General features: G+C 44.3%; 16 protein-coding genes. 10 read left to right on the top strand and 6 right to left on the bottom strand.

All coding sequences use genetic code 11. From position 1 onward, the window contains the following. Window positions 1-33: 33 nt before the first annotated feature. From ald to xsc, 4 genes are all read left to right on the top strand, one after another. Window positions 34-1,170, top strand: a complete 1,137-nt coding sequence (ald, locus tag B9Y67_RS07300) for an alanine dehydrogenase (protein WP_085506086.1) — start codon at window positions 34-36, stop codon at window positions 1,168-1,170. Between the two features lie 74 nt (window positions 1,171-1,244). Then, the gene (locus B9Y67_RS07295; protein ID WP_085506085.1) at window positions 1,245-2,606 is read left to right on the top strand and encodes an aminotransferase; all 1,362 of its coding nucleotides are present in this window, start codon (window positions 1,245-1,247) and stop codon (window positions 2,604-2,606) included. Between the two features lie 43 nt (window positions 2,607-2,649). Continuing rightward, window positions 2,650-3,630 carry a selenium metabolism-associated LysR family transcriptional regulator gene (locus B9Y67_RS07290; RefSeq protein ID WP_085506084.1) on the top strand — a complete coding sequence of 327 codons (981 nt, stop codon included), beginning with the start codon at window positions 2,650-2,652 and terminating at the stop codon, window positions 3,628-3,630. Continuing rightward, on the top strand, window positions 3,605-5,383 hold the full coding sequence (gene xsc / locus B9Y67_RS07285) for a sulfoacetaldehyde acetyltransferase (protein WP_085506083.1): 1,779 nt from the start codon (window positions 3,605-3,607) through the stop codon (window positions 5,381-5,383). Before B9Y67_RS07290 ends, xsc begins: the two co-directional genes overlap by 26 nt. A 198-nt stretch (window positions 5,384-5,581) precedes the next feature. On the opposite strand, the gene B9Y67_RS07280 is transcribed toward xsc, so the two are convergent. From B9Y67_RS07280 to B9Y67_RS20970, 4 genes are all read right to left on the bottom strand, one after another. Continuing rightward, window positions 5,582-6,412, bottom strand: coding sequence for a YitT family protein (locus tag B9Y67_RS07280; RefSeq protein ID WP_176223930.1), 831 nt, complete (start codon window positions 6,410-6,412; stop codon window positions 5,582-5,584). Between the two features lie 120 nt (window positions 6,413-6,532). Continuing rightward, window positions 6,533-8,005, bottom strand: a complete 1,473-nt coding sequence (locus B9Y67_RS07275) for an APC family permease (RefSeq protein WP_085506082.1) — start codon at window positions 8,003-8,005, stop codon at window positions 6,533-6,535. Window positions 8,006-8,235: 230 nt separating this feature from the next. After that, on the bottom strand, window positions 8,236-10,272 hold the full coding sequence (locus B9Y67_RS07270) for a protein O-GlcNAcase (RefSeq protein WP_254901739.1): 2,037 nt from the start codon (window positions 10,270-10,272) through the stop codon (window positions 8,236-8,238). 39 nt (window positions 10,273-10,311) lie between these two features. Continuing rightward, window positions 10,312-10,794 carry a glycoside hydrolase family 20 zincin-like fold domain-containing protein gene (locus B9Y67_RS20970; RefSeq protein ID WP_254901738.1) on the bottom strand — a complete coding sequence of 161 codons (483 nt, stop codon included), beginning with the start codon at window positions 10,792-10,794 and terminating at the stop codon, window positions 10,312-10,314. Between the two features lie 417 nt (window positions 10,795-11,211). On the opposite strand from B9Y67_RS20970, the gene B9Y67_RS07265 reads away from it, so the two are divergent. The 6 genes from B9Y67_RS07265 to B9Y67_RS07245 all read left to right on the top strand — a co-directional run bounded on the left by B9Y67_RS07265 (window position 11,212) and on the right by B9Y67_RS07245 (window position 18,495). Continuing rightward, a complete protein-coding gene (locus B9Y67_RS07265) occupies window positions 11,212-12,690 on the top strand; it encodes an outer membrane protein assembly factor BamB family protein (RefSeq protein WP_085506081.1) in 1,479 nt (492 codons plus the stop codon). A gap of 182 nt (window positions 12,691-12,872) precedes the next feature. Beyond that, entirely contained in the window at window positions 12,873-14,648 is a 1,776-nt protein-coding gene (locus B9Y67_RS07260; RefSeq protein ID WP_176223929.1) for a helix-turn-helix domain-containing protein, read from the top strand. 117 nt (window positions 14,649-14,765) lie between these two features. Beyond that, a complete protein-coding gene (locus B9Y67_RS07255) occupies window positions 14,766-15,935 on the top strand; it encodes a hypothetical protein (protein WP_085506079.1) in 1,170 nt (389 codons plus the stop codon). Between the two features lie 18 nt (window positions 15,936-15,953). Beyond that, the gene (locus tag B9Y67_RS21130) at window positions 15,954-16,217 is read left to right on the top strand and encodes an amidohydrolase family protein (RefSeq protein ID WP_369668746.1); all 264 of its coding nucleotides are present in this window, start codon (window positions 15,954-15,956) and stop codon (window positions 16,215-16,217) included. 15 nt (window positions 16,218-16,232) lie between these two features. Continuing rightward, complete coding sequence (locus B9Y67_RS07250; protein ID WP_369668745.1) at window positions 16,233-17,198, top strand: metal-dependent hydrolase family protein; 966 nt, start codon at window positions 16,233-16,235, stop codon at window positions 17,196-17,198. A 4-nt stretch (window positions 17,199-17,202) separates the two neighbouring features. Continuing rightward, on the top strand, window positions 17,203-18,495 hold the full coding sequence (locus B9Y67_RS07245) for a M20 family metallo-hydrolase (protein ID WP_085506078.1): 1,293 nt from the start codon (window positions 17,203-17,205) through the stop codon (window positions 18,493-18,495). Window positions 18,496-18,857: 362 nt separating this feature from the next. Here the strand turns inward: B9Y67_RS07245 and B9Y67_RS07240 are convergent, their stop codons facing one another. Together B9Y67_RS07240 and B9Y67_RS07235 are read right to left on the bottom strand one after the other, a co-directional pair. Continuing rightward, window positions 18,858-19,679 carry a carbohydrate ABC transporter permease gene (locus tag B9Y67_RS07240; RefSeq protein WP_085506077.1) on the bottom strand — a complete coding sequence of 274 codons (822 nt, stop codon included), beginning with the start codon at window positions 19,677-19,679 and terminating at the stop codon, window positions 18,858-18,860. 12 nt (window positions 19,680-19,691) lie between these two features. After that, window positions 19,692-20,576, bottom strand: coding sequence for a carbohydrate ABC transporter permease (locus tag B9Y67_RS07235; RefSeq protein ID WP_085506723.1), 885 nt, complete (start codon window positions 20,574-20,576; stop codon window positions 19,692-19,694). Window positions 20,577-20,607: the final 31 nt, after the last annotated feature.

The following is a 20,607-nucleotide window of genomic DNA, read 5'->3' as shown; positions in this document are numbered from 1 at the left end:
TGAATGACTTAGTTAGTAAAAGGAGGGTATGCAATGATAATCGGTGTGCCAAAGGAAATAAAAAATAATGAAAACCGAGTGGCTATAACCCCTGCAGGTGTTATTGCTTATAAACAGGCAGGGCATGAAGTCTGGGTGGAATCGACTGCAGGAATCGGCAGCGGTATTTCTGATCAAGCCTATGAAGATGCAGGAGCAAAGATCGTCTCTACCCCAAAGGAAGTCTGGACTGCTGAGATGGTTTTGAAAGTGAAGGAGCCGCAACCGGAAGAATATCAGTATTTTTATGAAGGACTCATCTTATTCACCTACTTACATCTTGCCGCTGAAGAAGAATTGACACAGGAGCTCCTCGACAAGAAAGTGACAGCCATCGCATATGAAACGATCCAGCTGGAAAACGGGTCGCTTCCACTGCTTACACCGATGAGTGAAGTAGCAGGGCGGATGTCCGTTCAAATCGGGGCTCATTTTCTTGAAAAGCTGAATGGAGGAAAAGGTACCCTTCTAGGTGGAGTTCCTGGGGTGCAGCCGGGAAAGGTAGTTATTCTTGGCGGTGGTGTGGTGGGGACGAACGCCGCCAAGATGGCAATTGGACTGGGTGCCGATGTGACCTTGCTGGATATTAACGCAAACCGGCTGCGCGAGCTGGATAATGAATTTCACGGCAGGGTCGTTACTGTAATGTCCAATGAGTTCAACATTGCAGAAGCTGTCGCATCTGCTGACCTTCTGATAGGCGCTGTGTTAATCCCCGGTGCACGTGCTCCACGGCTGGTGTCAGAAGATATGGTGAAAACAATGATGAAAGGTTCGGTCATTGTAGATGTTGCCATTGACCAGGGGGGATCGATCGCAACGGCCAATCAGATTTCCACCCACGATCAGCCGACGTATGAAAAGCATGGAGTTGTTCATTACGCGGTTGCGAATATCCCTGGAGCTGTATCCCGGACGTCCACTTATGCGTTGACAAATGTGACGACCCAGTATGGTGTGCTGCTGGCTAACAAGGGTGTTAAACAAGCAGCACAGGTAAATAGTGCTGTCGCAAAAGGGATTAACACTTGGAATGGAAATGTGACACATCCTGCAGTAGCAGATGCTTTGAGACTACCATACCAGTCTTTGGAACGTAGTCTGGATGGCTTCGCTGCCGTTTCTTCTTAATGGTAATTGTAGATAAGTGCTGATGTTAGGATGAATGTCCTATCGTAATCAAACGTATAAAGGAGATGGGTGCCATGAAAGTGGAAATGGAAAAGGAAAGTCTATTAGAAAAAGATTTACAGTACCTTTGGCATGCGATGCATCGGTATAAGAAGAATCAGCCAGGAATGGTGGCCGATAAAGGGGAAGGCGCATGGTTCACCGATGTGGAGGGGAAGAAATATATGGATGGGGTATCTGGTCTATGGTGTTTGAATCTGGGGCATGGACGTCAGGAAATTATAGATGCTGCAGCAGAACAGATGAAAGATCTTTCCTATTCTCCGCTTACGTTCGGTCATGGACCGGCGATTGAATTAGCCGCTAAGATCAGTGAATTGCTGGGTGGATCCTATCGAACCTTCTTTGCTAACAGTGGGTCGGAAGCCAATGAATGCGCTTTCAAGATTGCCCGTCAATACCATAACCAAAACGGAAATCCTGGCAAATACAAATTCATTTCCAGGTATCGGGCCTACCACGGGACTACCTTAGGGGCTCTGAGCGCAACGGCACAGGCGAACCGCCGGATGAAATATGACCCTGGTGTTCCGGGTTTCCTCCATACACCACCGCCGTACAGTTATCGGAGCATTTTTGGCACAGACGACCCAGAGCAGAGTGATTTAATTACAGCTGAAATGCTCGACCAGATGATTACCTGGGAAGGAGCTGAAACGGTAGCCGGTGTAATCATGGAACCGTTCATTTCCGGTGGAGGGGTAATTATACCATCAACAGCTTATATCCAGAAAGTGGCTGAAATCTGCAAGAAACATGATGTACTTTTAATAATGGATGAAGTGGTTTCCGGATTCGGTCGTACCGGTAAGATGTTTGGGTTCATGCATGCGGAAGGGGTACAGCCGGACATTGTAACGATGGCCAAAGGCTTAACTAGCGGGTATTTACCGCTGGGGGCTACGGCAGTCAAATCTGAAATCTATGAAAAATTTAAGGAAGCAGGCGATCATAACCACTTCCGCCATGTCTCCACCTATGGGGGACACCCGGCTTCCTGCGCAGTCGCATTGAAAAACATTGAAATAATTGAACGTGAAGGCATCGTCGAACGTGTAAACAAGCTGGGAGAGTCTATCCTGGGTGAACTGAAAGGATTAATCGAACATGAAAACGTGGGAGAGGTTCGGAATATCGGTTTCCTGTATGGAATTGAAATGGTAGAAAACAAAACCACCAAAAAACCGGCAGCCGATCATTTGATTAACCCGGTCATCCAATATTGTAAGGAAAAAGGGCTGATTATCGGTCGAAACGGCGATACTGTCCCAGGCTACAATAATGTACTAATCATCGCTCCTCCATTGTCCTCAACAGAAGATGATCTGAAGTTTTTAGTGAACACGGTTATAGACGCCTTTTTTAAGCAGAAATAACACTGCCTATTGGCCTTATCCCTTAGTGAAAGGGGAATGAATCATGAATTACGAGAAGCTGCAAACCTTCATCACCGTAGCTGAAAAGAAGAGCTTTTCTGAAGCGGCAAAAATCCTATATTTATCCCAGCCTACCATTACATCCCAGATTAAATCATTAGAAAAAGACCTGAACACATCCTTGTTCGACAGGACGACTAAACAGGTACAGCTTACAGCAGCGGCTCATGTGCTCTACCGATATGCAAAGGAAATCATCAAAGTCAGTGATACGGCTAAAAAGGAAATTCTGAGCATGTCAGAACAGGTTCATGGCGATTTAGAAGTTGCCTGCAGTTTGACGATCGGGGAAAATATCCTGCCTCCGATCCTCAGGGAATTTAAAGCTGCCTATCCGTTTATTCAAATGCGTGTAAATATCACCAATTCTGCAAGCATTATCAAAAAAGTGAAAGATCACGTATTGGATATCGGTTTGATTGAAGCACCGATGGAAGATCCCAATCTCTATATTCAGCCTTTTATGGAAGATGAGCTAGTATTAGTCGCTCCACCTGATTATTTTGCGGAAGAAACGAAAGGGATCATGCTTTCTGAAATAGCTTCCCTTCCTCTGGTATTGAGGGAAAGGGGGTCCGGGACTAGAACTGTCATGAACGAATATCTGCAAGCCAACAACATCAATCCGGAGCAACTGAAGATAGAGTTCGAGTTAGGGAGTAACGAAGCTGTAATAGCTGCCGTGGAAGCGGGTCTAGGTCTTTCCATACTATCTAAAAGTGCAATTAAGAAGGAGTTGCAGTTTGGCCTGTTGCAGTTGATTACTATCGAAGAAATTACCTTCAAAAGAAACTTCTATATTGTCTATCATCAGGAAGCTGTCTTGAAAGCCACGACCGACGTATTCCTTGCCACATTGGAAGGATTGGCGGGGAAGTTATCCGATGAGCCAGCAAAAAAGAATGATCATAAATTAATTGAATTGGGAGGAATTTTAAATGGCAAAAGTAGAATCACAAGCTAAACAAGCCAAAGGACAGAAAGTGAAAATGACGCCGAGTGAAGCAATTGTCGAAACACTGGTAGCGGAAGGAGTAAAAGAGGTATATGGAATATTAGGATCTGCCTTTATGGATATGCTGGATTTGTTTCCAACTGCAGGAATCAACTTCCTTCCTGTCCGCCATGAACAGACAGCAGCCCACATGGCCGATGCCTACACTCGTGTATCCGGTGTTGCAGGGGTAGTGGTGGGGCAGAATGGTCCTGGTATCACCAATATGGTTACTTCGGTAGCTGCTGCAAACCAGGCCCATACGCCGATGGTTGTCATTTCCCCGTCAGCCGGGACACCTACAATCGGGTGGGATGGATTCCAGGAATGTAATCAAGTATCTGTATTCGAAAGTATTACGAAAGAGACCGTCCAGGTCACTCATGTTAGTAGAGTAGCGGATAATCTACGTACAGCCTTCCGTATTGCCTATGCTGAAAGAGGGCCAGTATTGTTTGATATTCCAAGAGATTACTTTTACGGGGAGCTGGAAGACGAAATTCTTGAGCCGCATCAGTATCGGACCGATGCCCGAGGAGCAGGCGACCCGGCGTCGCTCAGTAAAGCGGTGGATTTATTAAAAGAAGCAGAATATCCGGTTATCATTTCCGGGAGAGGAGCGGTAGATGCAGATGGCATTGATGATGTCAAAGCGATAGCCGAACACTTGACTGCTCCTGTAGCTGTCTCCTACATGCACAATGATGCTTTTCCAGATGAGCATCCGTTGGCGGTAGGTCCGATAGGGTACATGGGGTCCAAGGCAGCGATGCGTACTTTGCAAAAAGCGGATGTCGTGTTAGCGGTTGGCACCAGGCTCTCCGTTTTTGGAACCTTGCCATGCTATGATATTGATTATTTTCCTAAGCAGGCAAAAATCATACAGGTCGATATCAATCCTAGAAACATTGCCCGTACCCACCCGGTGGAAGTCGGTATCATCGGGGATGCCAAAGCGGCCAGTAAAGAAATTGCAGAGCGACTGAAGCGGGAAACACCAGGCAGAACGCGTAACGGCGAACGAATGAGCGAGGTTGCAACTGAAAAAGAAAAGTGGGAAGAAGAACTTGTAGACCTTGCTATGGAAGACGGCAATCCGATCAACCCTCGCCGGGCACTTTTAGAGCTAACCAGGGCAGTACCGGAGGGTACGATGATTTCTACAGACATCGGGAATGTGTCCTCTACCGCTAATGCCTATTTGAAATTTAATCAGCCGCGCAAACACATTGCTGCCCTGACATTTGGAAATACCGGCTTTGCTTATCCGGCAGCCCTTGGAGCACAGCTGGCCGACCCGGATAGCCCGGCGGTTGCGATTATCGGAGACGGAGCCTGGGGTATGAGCTTACATGAAGTAAGCACGGCAGTGGAACAAAATATTCCAGTAGTCGCCTGTGTGTTTAATAATGGTGCCTGGTGTGCCGAGAAAAAGAACCAGGTGGATTATTATAATAACCGTTTCGTCGGTGCCGATATCGATGCACCGGATTTTGCAGAAGTGGCCAGGTCCATGGGAGCTCAAGGCTATCGGGTCGACAAGCCGGAGGACGTTGGTCCGGTAGTTGCCGAAGCCATTAAATCCAGAAAGCCGGCCGTCATTGATATCCAGGTAGATGGCACGCAATTAGCACCGCCGTTCCGTAAAGATGCACTGAAGATGCCGACGCGACACCTTCAGAAATATAAGCATCTGGATGTAGAAAGCTGGGGAAATAAATAACCATTAAAGTAAAAAGCTGGCGATATGCCAGCTTTTTTTAGCTCAAAAAGAAATACCGTGGGCTTTATTGACTTACCGGAAGCTATTCAACCCTAACGGTACTATATTGTGTCCTTGCCCTGCCATATACCTCCCAAACTCAAGGGTATTGTGACTAACTCGGCAACACACCGCCTTAACGAATTTATTTGTTTTTAATTATCCTTTATAACCTCTTCTGAAAATTTCCTGAACGCGATGCAGTGTAATGTACGTATCCGGGTCGATATCTTCCACCAGTTTTTTAAGTTGTACGATTTCTCTCTTATTAATGACAATATATAATACATTCTTATCTGCCTGGCTGTAGCCGCCCCTTGCTTCCAGAACCGTGACGCCTCGGGACATTTTGTCCATGACTACCTGAAGGATCTCTTCATTTTTATCTGAGATTATCATGACTGCGCTGCGTTCTTCCGTGCCTTCTACGATAGCATCAATAACTTTCGCCCCTACATATACAGCAATCAGCGTATACATGGCTTTTTCTTTACCGATAACAAAGGAAGAACCGACGATAACAGCAATATCAATAATCAGCATGGCGCTACCGACACTCCACCCCAGCCATTGGTTGAGTAAGCGTGCAAGAATGGTGGTGCCACCTGATGTTCCCCCAGCTTTAAATATTAAACCAATTCCCATTCCTACTGCCAGACCGGCAAATAAAGCCGCTAATAGAGTGTCTCCATTTAGCTGATCGCCCCAACCAGTGGTGATATGGAGGAAAACAGAGGTGAATATAATAGAGATTATTGTTAAAAGGGTCATTCGTTTTGTAAAGTACTTATACCCTATCGCGACTAGAGAAGTATTTAAGACAAAGTTCGTTATTCCAGGAGACCAGCCAAACAAGTAATAGGTAACGATCGTTATCCCTATAATACCTCCTTCTGATAGTTTGTTAGGAATGGCAAAATAATTAATACCAATCGCAAAAATAAAAGAGCCGATAATAAGTAAAATCAAGTCTTTGCTAAATATTTTCAAAGTGCCCCGCCTCCCATCTTAACAAGCATTATAAGCGAATCAATGAAATAGGAAAAGGTGTCTTGCATTTTCATGCAAAACACCTTCTTTCTATTAAACGTATTCCGTTTGGGCCATTAGTCAAGCTTCTTTTTTTGTTGTATTGGAAGAAATACTTTCACTTTCCAGCGTTTTTCCGAAAATGTTATAATCCAGCTTCTCTTTAGGAATACGCGCAAAATCTTTTCGTTTCATCATGAAGAAAACGAATCCTATAGCAATCCAGATAAAGAGTGCAATCCATGAAGGAGTGCCTAGAAACCCAGGAGAACCTGGTACTACAAGTAACAGGAAGAAGCCGGTACTGCTTATGAGACCTAAAAGCGTCATAGCTTTTTTGGCAGGTGATACGATTACGTCTGCATCAGCAGTACTTGTCCAGCTGAAAAGGCGATAGGCTACTGCGCAACAGTAAAAATAAGCGATCGTTACGCCGATAGCTGACATGTCTACTACCCATAACAGTGCCTGCCGGCCAAAGAAGGGAGCGGATAAAGTAATTAAGCAGGTGAATATGATACCTACAAAAGGGGTTTCATACTTCGGATGTAATTTAGCGAATATCCGAGGAAGAATCTCTGCTCTTCCCATCGCGAATAATAATCGGCTTGTCGCTACATAAAAGCCATTTAATCCGGTGAAAATCCCCATTGCTAATGAAATCGATAGTAGGAGGACTCCAATGGTTCCGTAAGCATTTTCTACCACAAGTCCAGTCCCCCAAACCGTCTCCTGAGCAATAAGTGATTGCCAAGGCATAGCGACAGCTGTCGCAATAATCGTCAATGAATATGTTGCTGCAGCGCAGAGAAGTGCAATTACAATCAGCTTGAACGCTTTCTGAGGAGAAAAGTTAAACTCCTCCGCTGCTTGTGGAATATTATCAAATCCGACATATGCCCAGGGAGAAATGGCTATGATGGCAATAACGGCTGATACAGCACCAATCTCAGGGTTGAATAGAGGCTGAACATTGGAAAAGGAACTGGAAGGATGAAGAATCATAGCAATGACTAATAAGCTCAAGCCTGCAATTAAAGTCAGGCAGAAGATAAATTGCATAAAGCCGGAGATACTGGTGCCTCTTATGTTCAAGTAGGCAAATGTAATCAGCGCGATACAGGCGACTAACACTTCTCCGAAATATACGTCCCAGCCAGCGATATTATACATTAACCCTTGCATGGCTACACCTGGAAGGACAAACTTAATTAAGAGAGCAAGCGCTGATGCATTCAATGCAACAATACACATATACCCGAGGGTAAGAAACCATCCACAAAAGGAGGCATGATAACGGCCAAACCCAAAGTATGCATAGGCGAATTCTCCACCAGAAACCGGCAATTTTTGAATTAGTTGCCCGTAGCTGACCGCGATGATAATCATCAATAAAGCTCCAATACTAAAACCGAGAATAACACCAAGTGGTCCTGCAGCAGCCATCCAATCGCCCGGTAAAACAAAAGCACCCCAGCCTACAGCAGAGCCAAAGGCTATGGCCCAAACCCAATGTGGTTTTAACGTCTTTTTTAATTGCTTCCTTTCTTCCATTGCTTTTCCCCTTTCATTTTTAAATGTAAGCGCTGACATTAAGGATTGATTTTATTAAACCAAAGTTCTATAGGAACCGCAATGGGATCTGACTATTTGAAATATTGAAACTTTAAATACCGTCTATTTCGATTTTTAATCGGAATCTTTTAGAGGGCACGATGGGGGACTCGATCAAAAAATCCCCCGCTCCAAGTGAATGGGACGGAGGACAGTTGAATGTAATTTTTTTAGGGTTCTATAACTAGAACTACACCATCTTCAATCTGAATGGTGGAGCCGATCGTGGCATTGTCTCTTAGCCAGTCATTGGCATGAATACTAAGCACATAACCATTATCAGGGATGATCGAATTGTTTCCGCCTCTTCGGACGACTTTTCCATCAACCACCGTTACCTCATAACCCCATTGATTTGTTCCGGTGCGTTCCCCTTGTTCTGGAGTATATTGAATTAATTCTCCTGCTCCTCGGCCTTTATTGACTCCATCCAACATACGATAATCGATGACATTCAGGTCATGCCACATGCTGTCGATCAGGAAAGGTTTCATGACTTGCTGCCCGATTTTTTGTGGCATCTGATAGGCTTCCATCATCAGTGGATACAGCTGTTCTTCATATTCGTTTGCTTCTTCTGATTCGCCATGTTTCTGTGCCATTAAATAATGAACAGCCAGTTGACCAGCTTCTCCATACACGCTTAGATTCGTCAAGTAATCCTCGATAGCATTCAGGAATTCTTCGTTATCCACTTGCTTTCTTACATCGTCAGGGATTTGCTGTAAATGTTCAAATTTCATGATTAATTCTTCGGCTGCTTGTGTCGCATCATCGGACTCATAGGCTTCCCAGAAGGTATCTATCGAAGGTTGGATAGTTACTTGTAACGAAGGTAGACCTAAAACACTTTGAACTAAGAATGGTTTGATTACTCCCTGGCCCATTTTTTGCGGAATTTGCTCAGACTGGTTGAATATAGTAATCAGCTTTTCTTTATATTCTTCAGTTTTCTCTTCTTGGTTGTTCTTCTTGGCCATGAGATGCTTAACGGCAACTTCACCAGCTTCGCCATAATACTCTAGTTTTTCAAGGTAAGGTTCGATTTCTGTTAAAAACTTTTCATTATCCATCTCCTGGTTTAATTGCTCTGGCACTTGCTGTAGATGTACAAACTCTTGGATTAATTCTTCCGCTGCCTGTTCCGTGTCTTCATTTGATACATAGGCTTCCCAGAAATTCTCTATCAAAGGTGTCAATGTTAGCGATTCTTTGCTAGAAAGCGGCGAAGAATAGGAGTTTTCTGCAAATGACCGAACAAGTTCGGATGCATCTCCGCCAAAGGATTGGATACTGCGTTCCCAGGAATTTTCAGGGTTATAATCGGACGGATTCCAGCTATAATCGGCAATCGTATATATCGGTATCTTGGATGCTTCTGCTTCGTTCATGGGGTTTGTCGTTAAACCGATTACCCCGTTTTCCGTCAGGTCGGCATCTCTGTTCACGAGTGGTCCAAGGTATAAACTATTACGGTCAAAATCATTGACCGGATAATTGTCCCATAAGAGTAAGTCGTGCTGGAAGATATCGTAAACTTTATCGGCTCCTTCCGATGTGATTTCTTCGGAGACAACTTTAGGACCTGTCCACATAACGATCGTGTCTTCATTAAGTGTTTCAGCAAATCGTTCACGGTAAGAGGTGGTACCATTCCCGGAGTATTCAGTTGGAACGGTAATTAAACGCTCAGCCCCTTCGTGCGTTTGAATGAACTCTTCATTGAAGCGATTCAACAGGTAAGCGTGTGCTGCTGCAACCGGGTCGGCATCATCACCGAAGTTCTCCTTGTCTTGTTCACAATGCAGCTGCTGACTGATATCATCCAAAAAGATAGCGTAGGAGCGAACGCCCAGGTCCCATACGGCCTCCATTTTTTCAGTCAACAAGTCAAAGTCTTGATCTCCTGAATAGCAAATCGTTTGACCCGGGGATAGGGAGAATGTGAAATTCACATGGTTTTCCTTGGATCTATCGATCAATTCCTTAAGTGCTGTTAATTCTTGTGCCGGATAAGGTTCCCGCCAGTCTTCCCTGTGGTAGGGATCATCTTTCGGCGCATAGATATATAGATTCATTTTATTTTCGCCGTAAAATTCGATCTGGTTTAATCGATCTTCATGAGTCCATGGGGGCCCGTAAAATCCTTCGATAGAGCCGCGAATTGGCATCTCGGGCCAGTCACGTATTTCTATTTCTGGAATCAAATCTCTGCCGTTACTCTCCTGGATGAGCTGTTTAAAAGTTTATGCAGCATAATAGGTACCCGTCTTACCTTTTCCGGCCAAGACAATCTGTTTCTTATCGGTTTCTTTTGCCACCAGGACATAACCTTCATCTGTTATGGATGCAGGTCCTTCTACATCGAGATTATCCAACACCTCTACAGAATCCTGGTTTTCTTCAGGTCCGCCGATCCAGATCGTAACCGGTGTGTTCACTTTATCACCAGGTTCCAGACGGATGATCTCTTTAACCTCCGCTTTCTTAAGCGCTTTTTCTACTTCCTTGACTGCATGTTTATCCGTTTCTTCGCCAATCACGATTCCAACTTTAGGGGTAAGCGGAAAGGCATTACCGGTGTTGTTGATTTCTTGAGGTGTAGGGTTGATGTTAAGGTCATCACTGCTCTCAGCGTTTGCCTGTTTTACCCCAATAAGCAAAGGTATACATACCAATGCAATCGAACAAAGCCACAACATCTTCTTCCAGCTGTTAACAGGTGTCATATGAATGGCATCCTCCTTTTTGATAATCTATTATGTGAACCTTTTATCTTCTCTCCAGGTGCTGGTCTGAAAGATGCAACGAGTTGAGATAAAAGAGTTGGCAACAATGAAATAATCGTGATGAGGGACTGTGGAAACTCTACGAGGTTTGCGGATGGACATTTAGTTACTTGGCTTTGGGCAAGAGTAATAGAAGAGTTTTTGATAGGAAACGAAAATCTGGCAAGATTCTTGGAAATTCCTTTCTACTATATATTGTAAATTCTAAAACTAACTACCCCAACCAATCAAAATAACTATATTCCTAGACACTTTTATGCATTTTTAGTTACTTGGTTGTTTTGTATTAACGTGACCGTCTCAAGGGTATGATAATAGGTAATTGAATTGATATTTTTTGGAGGGGAGCGTTCTATTGTGAAAGGGCAGAAAAGTGAATGGACTGGTATTTTGTTTATTTTATACTTATTAATTGCTCCTTCTGTGACAGAAGCGGCTTTTGGGCCGGAGGAGTGGCTCGAATACCGGATGAATGATGGTAATAACCCTGTCTATAAACAGGAAGGAGTGGAGGCTCTTGAGGCAAGTACCTTCCAGACAGGCGATGAAATTCGCTCGACACCGGTTGTGGCTGGGAACCGGATGTTTGTTGGTAACCATAATACTGGAGATATGTATGCTTTTGACATCGAGACAGGCGAGCAGCTATGGCAAAACCAGGCGCCAAACTGGATCCATTCCGAAATGATTTACCATGATGGCACGGTATATGTCGGGTATGGCAATCGTTTCTTCCAGGGGAACGGCCTCCGGGGTACAGATGAAAGCGGCGTGATGGCAGTTGATGCAGAAACAGGTGAAACAAAGTGGCAGACAAGCACTGGAGGCGAAGTCATGCCGACTCCTGTGTATAATGATGGATTTGTTTATGCCGCAACGGGTGACAGGCAGGTGTATAAAATGGAAGCGGAGTCAGGGGATGTCGTCGACGAGATAGACCTGGGCCATGTTGTCAGTATGTCTTCTCCTAATTTTTATGAAGGGAAGTTATTTGTTGGGAGCGGGCATCCCCAGCCTTATACCTTTGCTTCAATCGATTTAGCCAGTGATGAAGTGGCATGGCAGACGGAAATGCCGAAAGCTTTTGCCGGTCTGGATGACGTCCCGCCTGCGATTGAGGATGATATTGTAGTCACTACATCGCTGGAAGAGCATAAGCAATTGTCGCTTAAAGAAGTGTATGAACAGTATGGGTTGCTTGAAGCTTATAAAGAAATGGGCAAGTCTATCACTGGAGACCGGAAAGAACACCCGGAACATGTCATCTATGCGATGGATACGGATACCGGCGAAGTCCTGTGGAAAGAAAGCCTAGGATACGGCGAGATGGTCAAAAATAATAAATCAGGCGCACCTATGATATATGAAGGTAAGGTATATGTAGGGAGTCCGATCACGAAGAAGTTTTACGCTTATGATTTAAAGACAGGTGAGCGGCTCTGGGACTTTCAAAACACCACGATGAAGGCTCCGCCGGTAGCGGATGAAGGAGTTGTCTACTTTACCAACGCCAAAGGCTTCGTTCATGCGCTCGATGCCGGAACAGGGGATGAAATAGGACGAAAGAAACTCGGCGGCACCCTGGCGCCCTCTGGTCCGATCATTATGAATGATACGTTGATTGTAGGCAGTCAGGACAGCAATGTCTATGCCCTGCCGACAGAGGAAATACGTAATGGTTCCGATGAATTTACCGCGGATTTGGAGCCGCCGGAGAGGACTCAGTTCAGCTTTTTGACGGTTGTTTATGGGATACCGTTAGTCACGTTTGTTGTATTGGTAACTATCCTTATCGTTGCAGTACGGAAAAGCAGAAAAACAAAAATCGAAAAATAAAATGAGCTACCCCAGGTCCTCCAGAATCTGGAGGACCTGGGGTAGAACCAAGAACACCCCGGATCCCTCCAAAATATGGAGGACCCGGGGTGTTCTAAGTTGCTGGAATATACTTTACTCACGAGGCAGGATAGCGTATGCTTACCGGTAATAATGTTGGACAAGGGAAAGGAGGATTCCTTATGAAAAGTGAAAAGAAGCTGATGAGTTTAATCAATTCTGTCCGGGTGTTGAATTCTACACGTGATCTTTCCGCCGTATTGGAGCAGTTGATCCGAGAGGTACTTAATGTTATTGGCGGGGCTAATGCAAGTGTATTGTTCCTTTATGATGAACAATCGGACATGCTTTATGCTAAAAGTGCCATCGGTTTTGATATGGAATATATGAAAGAAATTCAGCTACACCCCGGTGAGGGGATGAGCGGACGGACATTTTTATCAAAGGAAGGTAAAATCTTTTCTTCACTTGCTGATACAGCTTACGGGATGTCCAATATTTCTTCAGAAACAGAGGAGACATATGCGAGATCGTTAGGGAGAATGGAATACCCTGTCAGCGCTATTTGTGTCCCGTTGATTTCAAATGGTGATTGTATCGGCGTGTTGACCGTTGATATTTACGAAGAAGATATACATTTTGATGAATCCGATTTAGAGTTGCTTGAAACTTTTGCCGGTCAGGCGACCATTGCTATTGAGAATGCTACCCTGTTTTCACAAAATGAACGGACCAAACGGATTCATGAAGAGCTCTCCAGAGTTTCCTTGCCCAAAGGCGGACTGAAAGACATCACTGCCTCCCTTTCCAACCTGATTGAAAAACCGGTGATGGTATTTAATGAGCTATTGGAAAACCTGGCTGTTTCAGAACCACGTGTTTTTTCTTTAGCAAAAAATTTAAGGACCAGTTTCACTACATTACTGGATTCATCTCTATCCCAAGGAGAACCGACCTCCCAGCAAATATTCCTCGAAGGTAAGGGGTATACCGTCTATAATTTTCCGATACACACAGAGGTCCGTTCGTTTGGCTTGCTTACCATACTGGTGGCGGAGGGTACCAACCTTGATCCTCTTGACCGTTTCGCAATTGAGCAGGCTGTTACAGTGTTTGCGATGGAAATTGATCGCCAGGAACGTCTGGTTGCAGAGGATTTCAGTTATTCAGGTTCCATTTTAGAGCGGCTGATTCATGATCCTTATGATGATTTATCTTCGATCAACCTGGCTAAAATCAATTTCCCGGAGCTGGATCAGCATCATTATGTTGTAGCCCAGCTCTATATCAAGCATCCATTACTTGCTTTTGAAAAAATTTCTGATAAGAAACAGCAATTGATGCGAATCATTTATCGGGAAGTTTCCCGTTTGCCTTATAAAACTCTAGTGTATGATCGAAATCTGGAAGTGACGATGATGTTCACAGTCTCGGCAGGCTTAGATGAAAACCAGGTTTATCAACAGCTTGAAAAACTTTTTAAAACCATCATTAAGCTTGGAGAAGAGCAGTTGGAGCTCACTAATAATGTGGGATTCGGTCAGGTGGTAGAGAAATTGAAGCACGTGCACCTTTCCTATCATGATGCCAAGCGCTGCATCGATTTTTTACAATCCACGTATAAGGAAAAACAAATGCTGAACTATCAGCAGCTTGGACCTTACCGTCTTTTTTTGAAGATGGACCGAAAAGAATTGCGGGATTATACCAATGAGGTGCTGGGAGAAATTAGAAGGTACGATAACATAAACGAAACAGAACTGCTGCAAACCCTGAAAACTTATTTAGATACGAACCAGAGTATGACCCAGAGTGCCAAAGAGCTATATGTCCACGTCAATACGATCAAATATCGTTTGAAAACCATTTATGATCAATTAGGTGTGGAAAAATTAAATGGTAAGAAAGCTTTTGAACTTCAGCTGGGGTTAAGTATTCTGGAATATTTGGATGAATAGAACGGGATTGTGGGTAACCGACAAAAATCAACCATTATATTTGTCGGTTACCCATATTTTTTATCATTTAGAATTATCTTATAATTTTGACTATTACTTGGAAGAGGACGTGAAGTTATGCAACCCATTTACATCGTTTTGATACTTGTTGCCATCATCGCATTAGGGGAATTACTTTCGTTATCTACGAGAGCAAAGATACCTACCTTATTGGTGGTCGTAGCTACAACTTTCGTATTGCTTCAGACAGGGATTTTACCTGAATCATTCATTGAAGCATCTACATTCGTTGCTGCCGGAAGTGTACTTGTTCCGGTGCTGATTGTGCATCTGGGTACATTAATCCCGTTACCGGTGATCAAGAAACAATACCAGGCAGTCCTCATTACCGTTATAGGATTAGTTATTTCTGTAGTGACGATGCTTTCTATTATTACCCTGTTTTTCGATTATAGTACGGCTGTAGCTGGTGCTGGTCCGCTTACAGGTGGGATCATCGCTTACATCGTGACTTCAGAGGGTTTGACAGCAGCAGGGTACACCTCCATTGCTGCCATACCGGTAGTGGTTTTCGCTTTGCAAAATCTTGTCGGCATGCCGCTTACTTCGATTTTATTAAGTAAATACGCGCTAAGCATTCGTGACAGCCTGGCCGATGAGGCAGCTGCAACAACAGAACAGTCGGGCAGTCCAATGGCAGCTGACCCAGATAAAAAGCTGATTATACCAGCTCGCTTCATGCAAAGTCATTTTATCATCCTATTCCTGTTATTCATTGGGGGTGCTCTGGCAACCTGGCTTGGCAGTGTCACTGGCATCAACTATAGCCTTTGGTCATTGGCCATTGGTGTAGCGGGCTCTGCTTTTCGCTTTTATCCAGACCGTGCTCTTGATAAATCGAATAGTACAGGTCTTGCCATGGTGGCACTAATCATTGTCGTTATCAACTCCCTGGTAGGCATCACCTGGAATCAGGTCGTATCGGCTTTATTGCCTGTCATCATCATTATTGTCATCGGTACGACTGGTCTGATTATCGGGGCCATCATTGGAGGAAAAATTTTCAAATGGAAACCGACGAAATCCATTCCTGTCGTTTTGACAGCGCTATACGGTTTTCCTGGTGATTACCTGATTGTCGAAGAAGTGAGCAGAAGTATTGGACGTAATGAAGCGGAGCAAAAACGGATCATGGATGAACTCGTGGCACCGATGCTGATCGGCGGGTTCACTTCGGTCACGATAGGCTCGATTGTCATCGCAAGTATTTTAATCGGAACACTATAAAAAAGGGAGAGAGATACTATGGCTTACACATTGATAACAAACGGAACGTTGATAAATGGGAAAGGGAACGAGCCGGTACAAAAAGCGGCGGTATTAATTAATGGAAACAAAATTGAACAGGTGGGAGCAGTGGAGGATGTCCAAGCGCCGGAGGGTGCCAACATCATCGATGCAGAAGGAAAATATATCTTGCCTGGTCTGATTGATACCCATGTTCATATGGCGATGGAATTAAAAAGCATCCAGGACACGATTCTTACACCGTTTTCTTACCGTTTTTAAGAAAGTGTCCACTTTATGAAACGAACACTCGATGTTGGAATCACGTCGGTTCGCGATGCCGGCTTTTCTGATCTAGGTATGAAAAAAGCAGTGGAAGATGGAGTCGTAGAAGGGCCGCGCATGCAAGTGAGCATCAACCCCATCACAACCACGGGCGGTCACGGTGACAACTGGAACCGTTCCGGATTCGATACGACGATGCAAACTTATCCTGGCATGCCGTACGCCATCTGTGACGGAAGAGAAGAAGTCAGAAAGACGGTCCGTCAAATGCTTCGTGCCGGGGCGGACGTCATCAAAGTCCATGCGACAGGTGGAGTCTCAAGTCCGACGGATCATCCTGAGTTCACGCAATTTTCCCAGGAGGAACTGGAGGTCATGGTGGAAGAAGCGCAGTTCCGTAAAGGGGTAAAGGTGATGGCTCATGCTCAGGGAGCGGAAGGGATCAAAAATGCAATCCGGGCCGGTATCTATTCCATTGAACACGGCATCTATATCGATGATGAAGCGATTGAACTGATGCTGGAAAACGAGACATTTCTAGTGCCAACCCTGCTTGCGCCTGTGTCCGTTCTGGAGTCCAGCAAAGAAAATGACCGGATGGCTCCTTATGCCGTTGAAAAATCAAAAGAAGTCATCGAAGCGCATAAAGAGAGTATCGCGAAAGCATATCAGGCAGGAGTGAAAATTGCCATGGGAACAGACGCCGGGGTGATGCCTCATGGTACCAACCTCAGGGAACTCGGGCTGATGTGTGACATCGGTATGTCTCCGATGGAAGCATTGGTCGCTACGACAAAAACAGCTGCTGAGTGCCTGGGATGGGAAGATAAAGTTGGAACAGTAGAAGAAGGAAAACTGGCAGACATCATTTTGACCGACGTCGATCCTTTATCAGAAATTCGCGCACTTGAAGACAGTGACCGGATCGTGATGGTCATAAAAGATGGCAATATTTATAAAGATTTGACAGAAAGGTGATAACATGGAAGAAGAATGGAATTTATATGGTAGATTAATCAGGGATTATGATGAAAATCATACGCATGACGGCATCAATGGAGAAAGATTAGCCAAGCCGTTCCATGCTATTTCGAAAATTGGGCTGACAGAAGACGGCGGAAGCAGGCGCATTGGTTTTTCTAAGGAAGAAAAACAAGTGAAGGATCTTGTGAAAAGCTGGATGGAAGAAGCAGGCCTGAGCATATCGGAAGATGGAGCAGGAAATGTGTTTGGACGTTTAGAAGGGAAGGACCCTTCTAAACCTGCGATTATGAGTGGCGGCCATGTAGACAGTGTCCCGAATGGCGGGCATTTCGATAGCCCGCTCGGGGTGCTTTCTGCACTTGAGGTGGTAGAAGCATGGAAGGAAATAGGTTACCAGCCGAACCATTCCTATGAAATCGCCATCTTTTCCGATGAAGAAGGAGCACGCTTTAATAGCGGGCTGACCGGAAGCCGGGCCATGGCAGGAGAAGTTGATATGGAAGTGCAAAAAAGCTTTACCGATCAGGATGATAATTCTTTCGCAAAAGTCATGGAAGATATTGGTCTGTCGGAGGAAAGCTTCGCTGAAGCAGCCCGGGATTTAAGTGGTATTAAAACTTATGTAGAAATACACATAGAACAAGGAGCAAAATTAGAAGAACAAAACTTGCCCGTTGGCATCGTATCAGGTATTGCAGGTCCAGCCTGGCTGGAAGTTGATTTCATTGGAAGTGCCGGTCACGCAGGGAACACGCCAATGACAGAAAGGCAGGACGCTTTAGTCGCATCAGGTGACTTTGTCCGCACCATCCATCACTTGCCTGGACAAGTGAGTGACTCCGCTGTTGCTACTGTCGGAAAGCTTCACGTCTATCCGAATGGAGCTAACGTGATCCCGGGCAAAGTTTCCATGATTGTTGATATCCGCGATATCTATGCAGACACAAGGAATGAACTTACGCGCAGGATCATCCAAGAAGCAGAACGGATAGCTGATGGTTTCGGTGTAAACGTCAACCACAAACAAAACCTAGAAGTAACTCCGGTTCCTATTGATGAAGAAAGGAAGCAGCTTCTAAGCGAGGCATTGGAAAAGCACGATATTAAGCCGGTGGAGCTTCCAAGTGGAGCAGGGCATGACGCCCTTATTGTCGGGCATCATCTTCCTGTAGCTATGTTGTTTGTGAACAGTAAAAACGGAATCAGTCATAATCCAGAAGAATGGTCTTCTTTGAATGATATCGTGCAGGGAGTTCATGTGTTAAAAACATATATTGAATCGATCGATTAACCTTATCTTAAATCAATGCATAAAGCATTAGTAGCTGCTAATAAGAGACGTAAACTTCTAATTGTTTACGTCTCTATTTATGTAGGTAAGCTCCGCCAGGGGGGAGCAGGCGATAAAATAGCGATTGATGATTGATATAACTCTGGACGGGATTAAAAAAATCCCAAAAGGAAGCTGCATGTTCCTTTTGGGAATAAGTAGATATCCATCTCAAGTAGCTGGGAGGTCAACTTGAATGGACGGTTCGTATATCATTATAACAGAACACACGTTCTTATTCTAGTGCTTTTAATTAAAGTGAATCTTATCCTACCCCAGGTCCTCCAGAATCTGGAGGACCTGGGGTGAGTAAGGTTTTTTGGTTATTTTCCGCCTGTGAAGGTGACGCCTTTTATGAAGTAACGGTTGAAAAAGGCGTAGATAAGCAGTGATGGTATCGTCATGACGGTAGAAGCGGCCATGATTAAGTTCCAGAAGCTGATGTACTGTCCTTTAAATGTGTTCAATCCTAATGTCAGTGTGAACATGGCTTCATCAGACATGATAATCAGCGGTCGCATGAAATCATTCCACGATGCCATAAAAATGAAGACAGCCTGAGCAGCCAGGGCTGGTTTTGCTAAGGGCATTACGATTCGGAAGAACGTCCCCAGACGGCTAAGGCCATCCATTTGTGCAGCCTCTTCCAGTTCTTTCGGGAAGTTGAGGAAGAACTGACGCATCATGAAAATGAATGTCGCATTGACCATGCCAGGGATGATCAGCCCTTGATAGGTATTCAGCCAGCCAAACATTTTAAGAATCAGATAGCTTGGAATCAAGGTGACTTGAAAAGGAATCATCAAAACGACCAGAATTAACATAAACCAGAAGTTCCGGCCGGCAAACTTAATCCGGGCTAATGCATAACCTGCCATCGAATTAAAAATGAGATTTAAAATGACCATACAGGTGGTTATAAATACACTATTGAACATCCACCGTAAGAATAACGGCTCTTTTGAAAATATTTGGATGTAGTTATTTAATGTGAAGTTTTCAGGTAAAAAGGTGATTCCTGATACGATTTCCTCTAATGGCTTGAAGGAGGAAAGAATCGCCCATAAAAATGGGATGAACGTGATGACAGCATAAGTGATGAGTACGGTATAGACAAATGTTTTGGAAAATATGCTCTTTTTCATCGTAAGTCCTCCTTAATCATGAAGCTTCTCTTCGCCGAAGAATTTCTTTTGAATGAGCGTAACGACCATGATGATAATGGCGAGTCCCACTGCTAATGCTGAAGCATATCCCATATCGAGCGATTTAAAGGCATATTGGTAAATAAGGAGAACAATCGTCAAGGTAGAATTGTTCGGTCCTCCCGAGCCGCCTGAGAAAATATAAGATTGGTCGAACAGCTGGAATGTGCCGATGAGGCCCATGACCACTACAAAGAATGTGACTGGTTTCAAAATCGGTACGGTGATATAAATGAACTTCTGCCACCAGTTTGCTCCATCAATGGTTGCTGCTTCATAGACTGAATCCGATATATCCTGCATGGCTGCTAGGTAAATGACCATGAAGAATGGTGCTGTCGCCCATATGTTCATAATCATGATTGACTTCAAGGCAATGTTTGGGTCGGCTAGCCAGTTATAAGTTGGTAGACTTAAAAACTTTAGAAAGTTGTTGATCAGGCCATCCGGGTTGTACATCCACATGAAAATAATCGTTAATACCGCTGAAGATGTAACCGTTGGCAAAAAGAATATAATACGGAAGGCATTTTTCCCCCGTATATTGGAATTAAGAGCTGCAGCTAAAAGTAACGCTAATATCGTTTGGATTGGAACCACGATCAGTACATATTCCGCTGTGTTTTTAAGCGCGATAATGGCACGTTCATCATCTATGGTTCGTGTATAGTTTTCTAAACCGATAAATTCATACCCGATCCCACCGAGGAGCTGAACATCATTAAATGATAAGTAAAGAGCGTATAATATCGGGATGACGACAAACACACCAATGGTGAAAATTGTCGGGCTCATAAATATATAGCCGGAAAATCCTTCTTTGAATGATTTAGTCATCCGTTTTTTAGTCTTATTTCCGCGGTTTATG

Origin of the sequence: Thalassobacillus devorans, assembly GCF_900176565.1 — a bacterium.
In the GTDB taxonomy this organism is placed as follows: Bacteria; Bacillota; Bacilli; order Bacillales; family Halobacillaceae; genus Thalassobacillus; species Thalassobacillus devorans_A.
Note: the sequence above shows the minus strand (reverse complement) of the source record. Positions and strands in the feature narration are given on the sequence as shown.

What these genes read in the sequence shown, in the direction of transcription:
- ald (WP_085506086.1), top strand. Translation starts at nt 34, where the DNA reads ATGATAATCGGTGTGCCAAAGGAAATAAAAAATAATGAAAACCGAGTG.
- B9Y67_RS07295 (WP_085506085.1), top strand. Translation starts at nt 1,245, where the DNA reads ATGAAAGTGGAAATGGAAAAGGAAAGTCTATTAGAAAAAGATTTACAG.
- B9Y67_RS07290 (WP_085506084.1), top strand. Translation starts at nt 2,650, where the DNA reads ATGAATTACGAGAAGCTGCAAACCTTCATCACCGTAGCTGAAAAGAAG.
- xsc (WP_085506083.1), top strand. Translation starts at nt 3,605, where the DNA reads ATGGCAAAAGTAGAATCACAAGCTAAACAAGCCAAAGGACAGAAAGTG.
- B9Y67_RS07275 (WP_085506082.1), bottom strand. Translation starts at nt 8,005, where the DNA reads ATGGAAGAAAGGAAGCAATTAAAAAAGACGTTAAAACCACATTGGGTT.
- B9Y67_RS20970 (WP_254901738.1), bottom strand. Translation starts at nt 10,794, where the DNA reads ATGACACCTGTTAACAGCTGGAAGAAGATGTTGTGGCTTTGTTCGATT.
- B9Y67_RS07260 (WP_176223929.1), top strand. Translation starts at nt 12,873, where the DNA reads ATGAAAAGTGAAAAGAAGCTGATGAGTTTAATCAATTCTGTCCGGGTG.
- B9Y67_RS07255 (WP_085506079.1), top strand. Translation starts at nt 14,766, where the DNA reads ATGCAACCCATTTACATCGTTTTGATACTTGTTGCCATCATCGCATTA.
- B9Y67_RS21130 (WP_369668746.1), top strand. Translation starts at nt 15,954, where the DNA reads ATGGCTTACACATTGATAACAAACGGAACGTTGATAAATGGGAAAGGG.
- B9Y67_RS07250 (WP_369668745.1), top strand. Translation starts at nt 16,233, where the DNA reads ATGAAACGAACACTCGATGTTGGAATCACGTCGGTTCGCGATGCCGGC.
- B9Y67_RS07245 (WP_085506078.1), top strand. Translation starts at nt 17,203, where the DNA reads ATGGAAGAAGAATGGAATTTATATGGTAGATTAATCAGGGATTATGAT.
- B9Y67_RS07240 (WP_085506077.1), bottom strand. Translation starts at nt 19,679, where the DNA reads ATGAAAAAGAGCATATTTTCCAAAACATTTGTCTATACCGTACTCATC.
- B9Y67_RS07235 (WP_085506723.1), bottom strand. Translation starts at nt 20,576, where the DNA reads ATGACTAAATCATTCAAAGAAGGATTTTCCGGCTATATATTTATGAGC.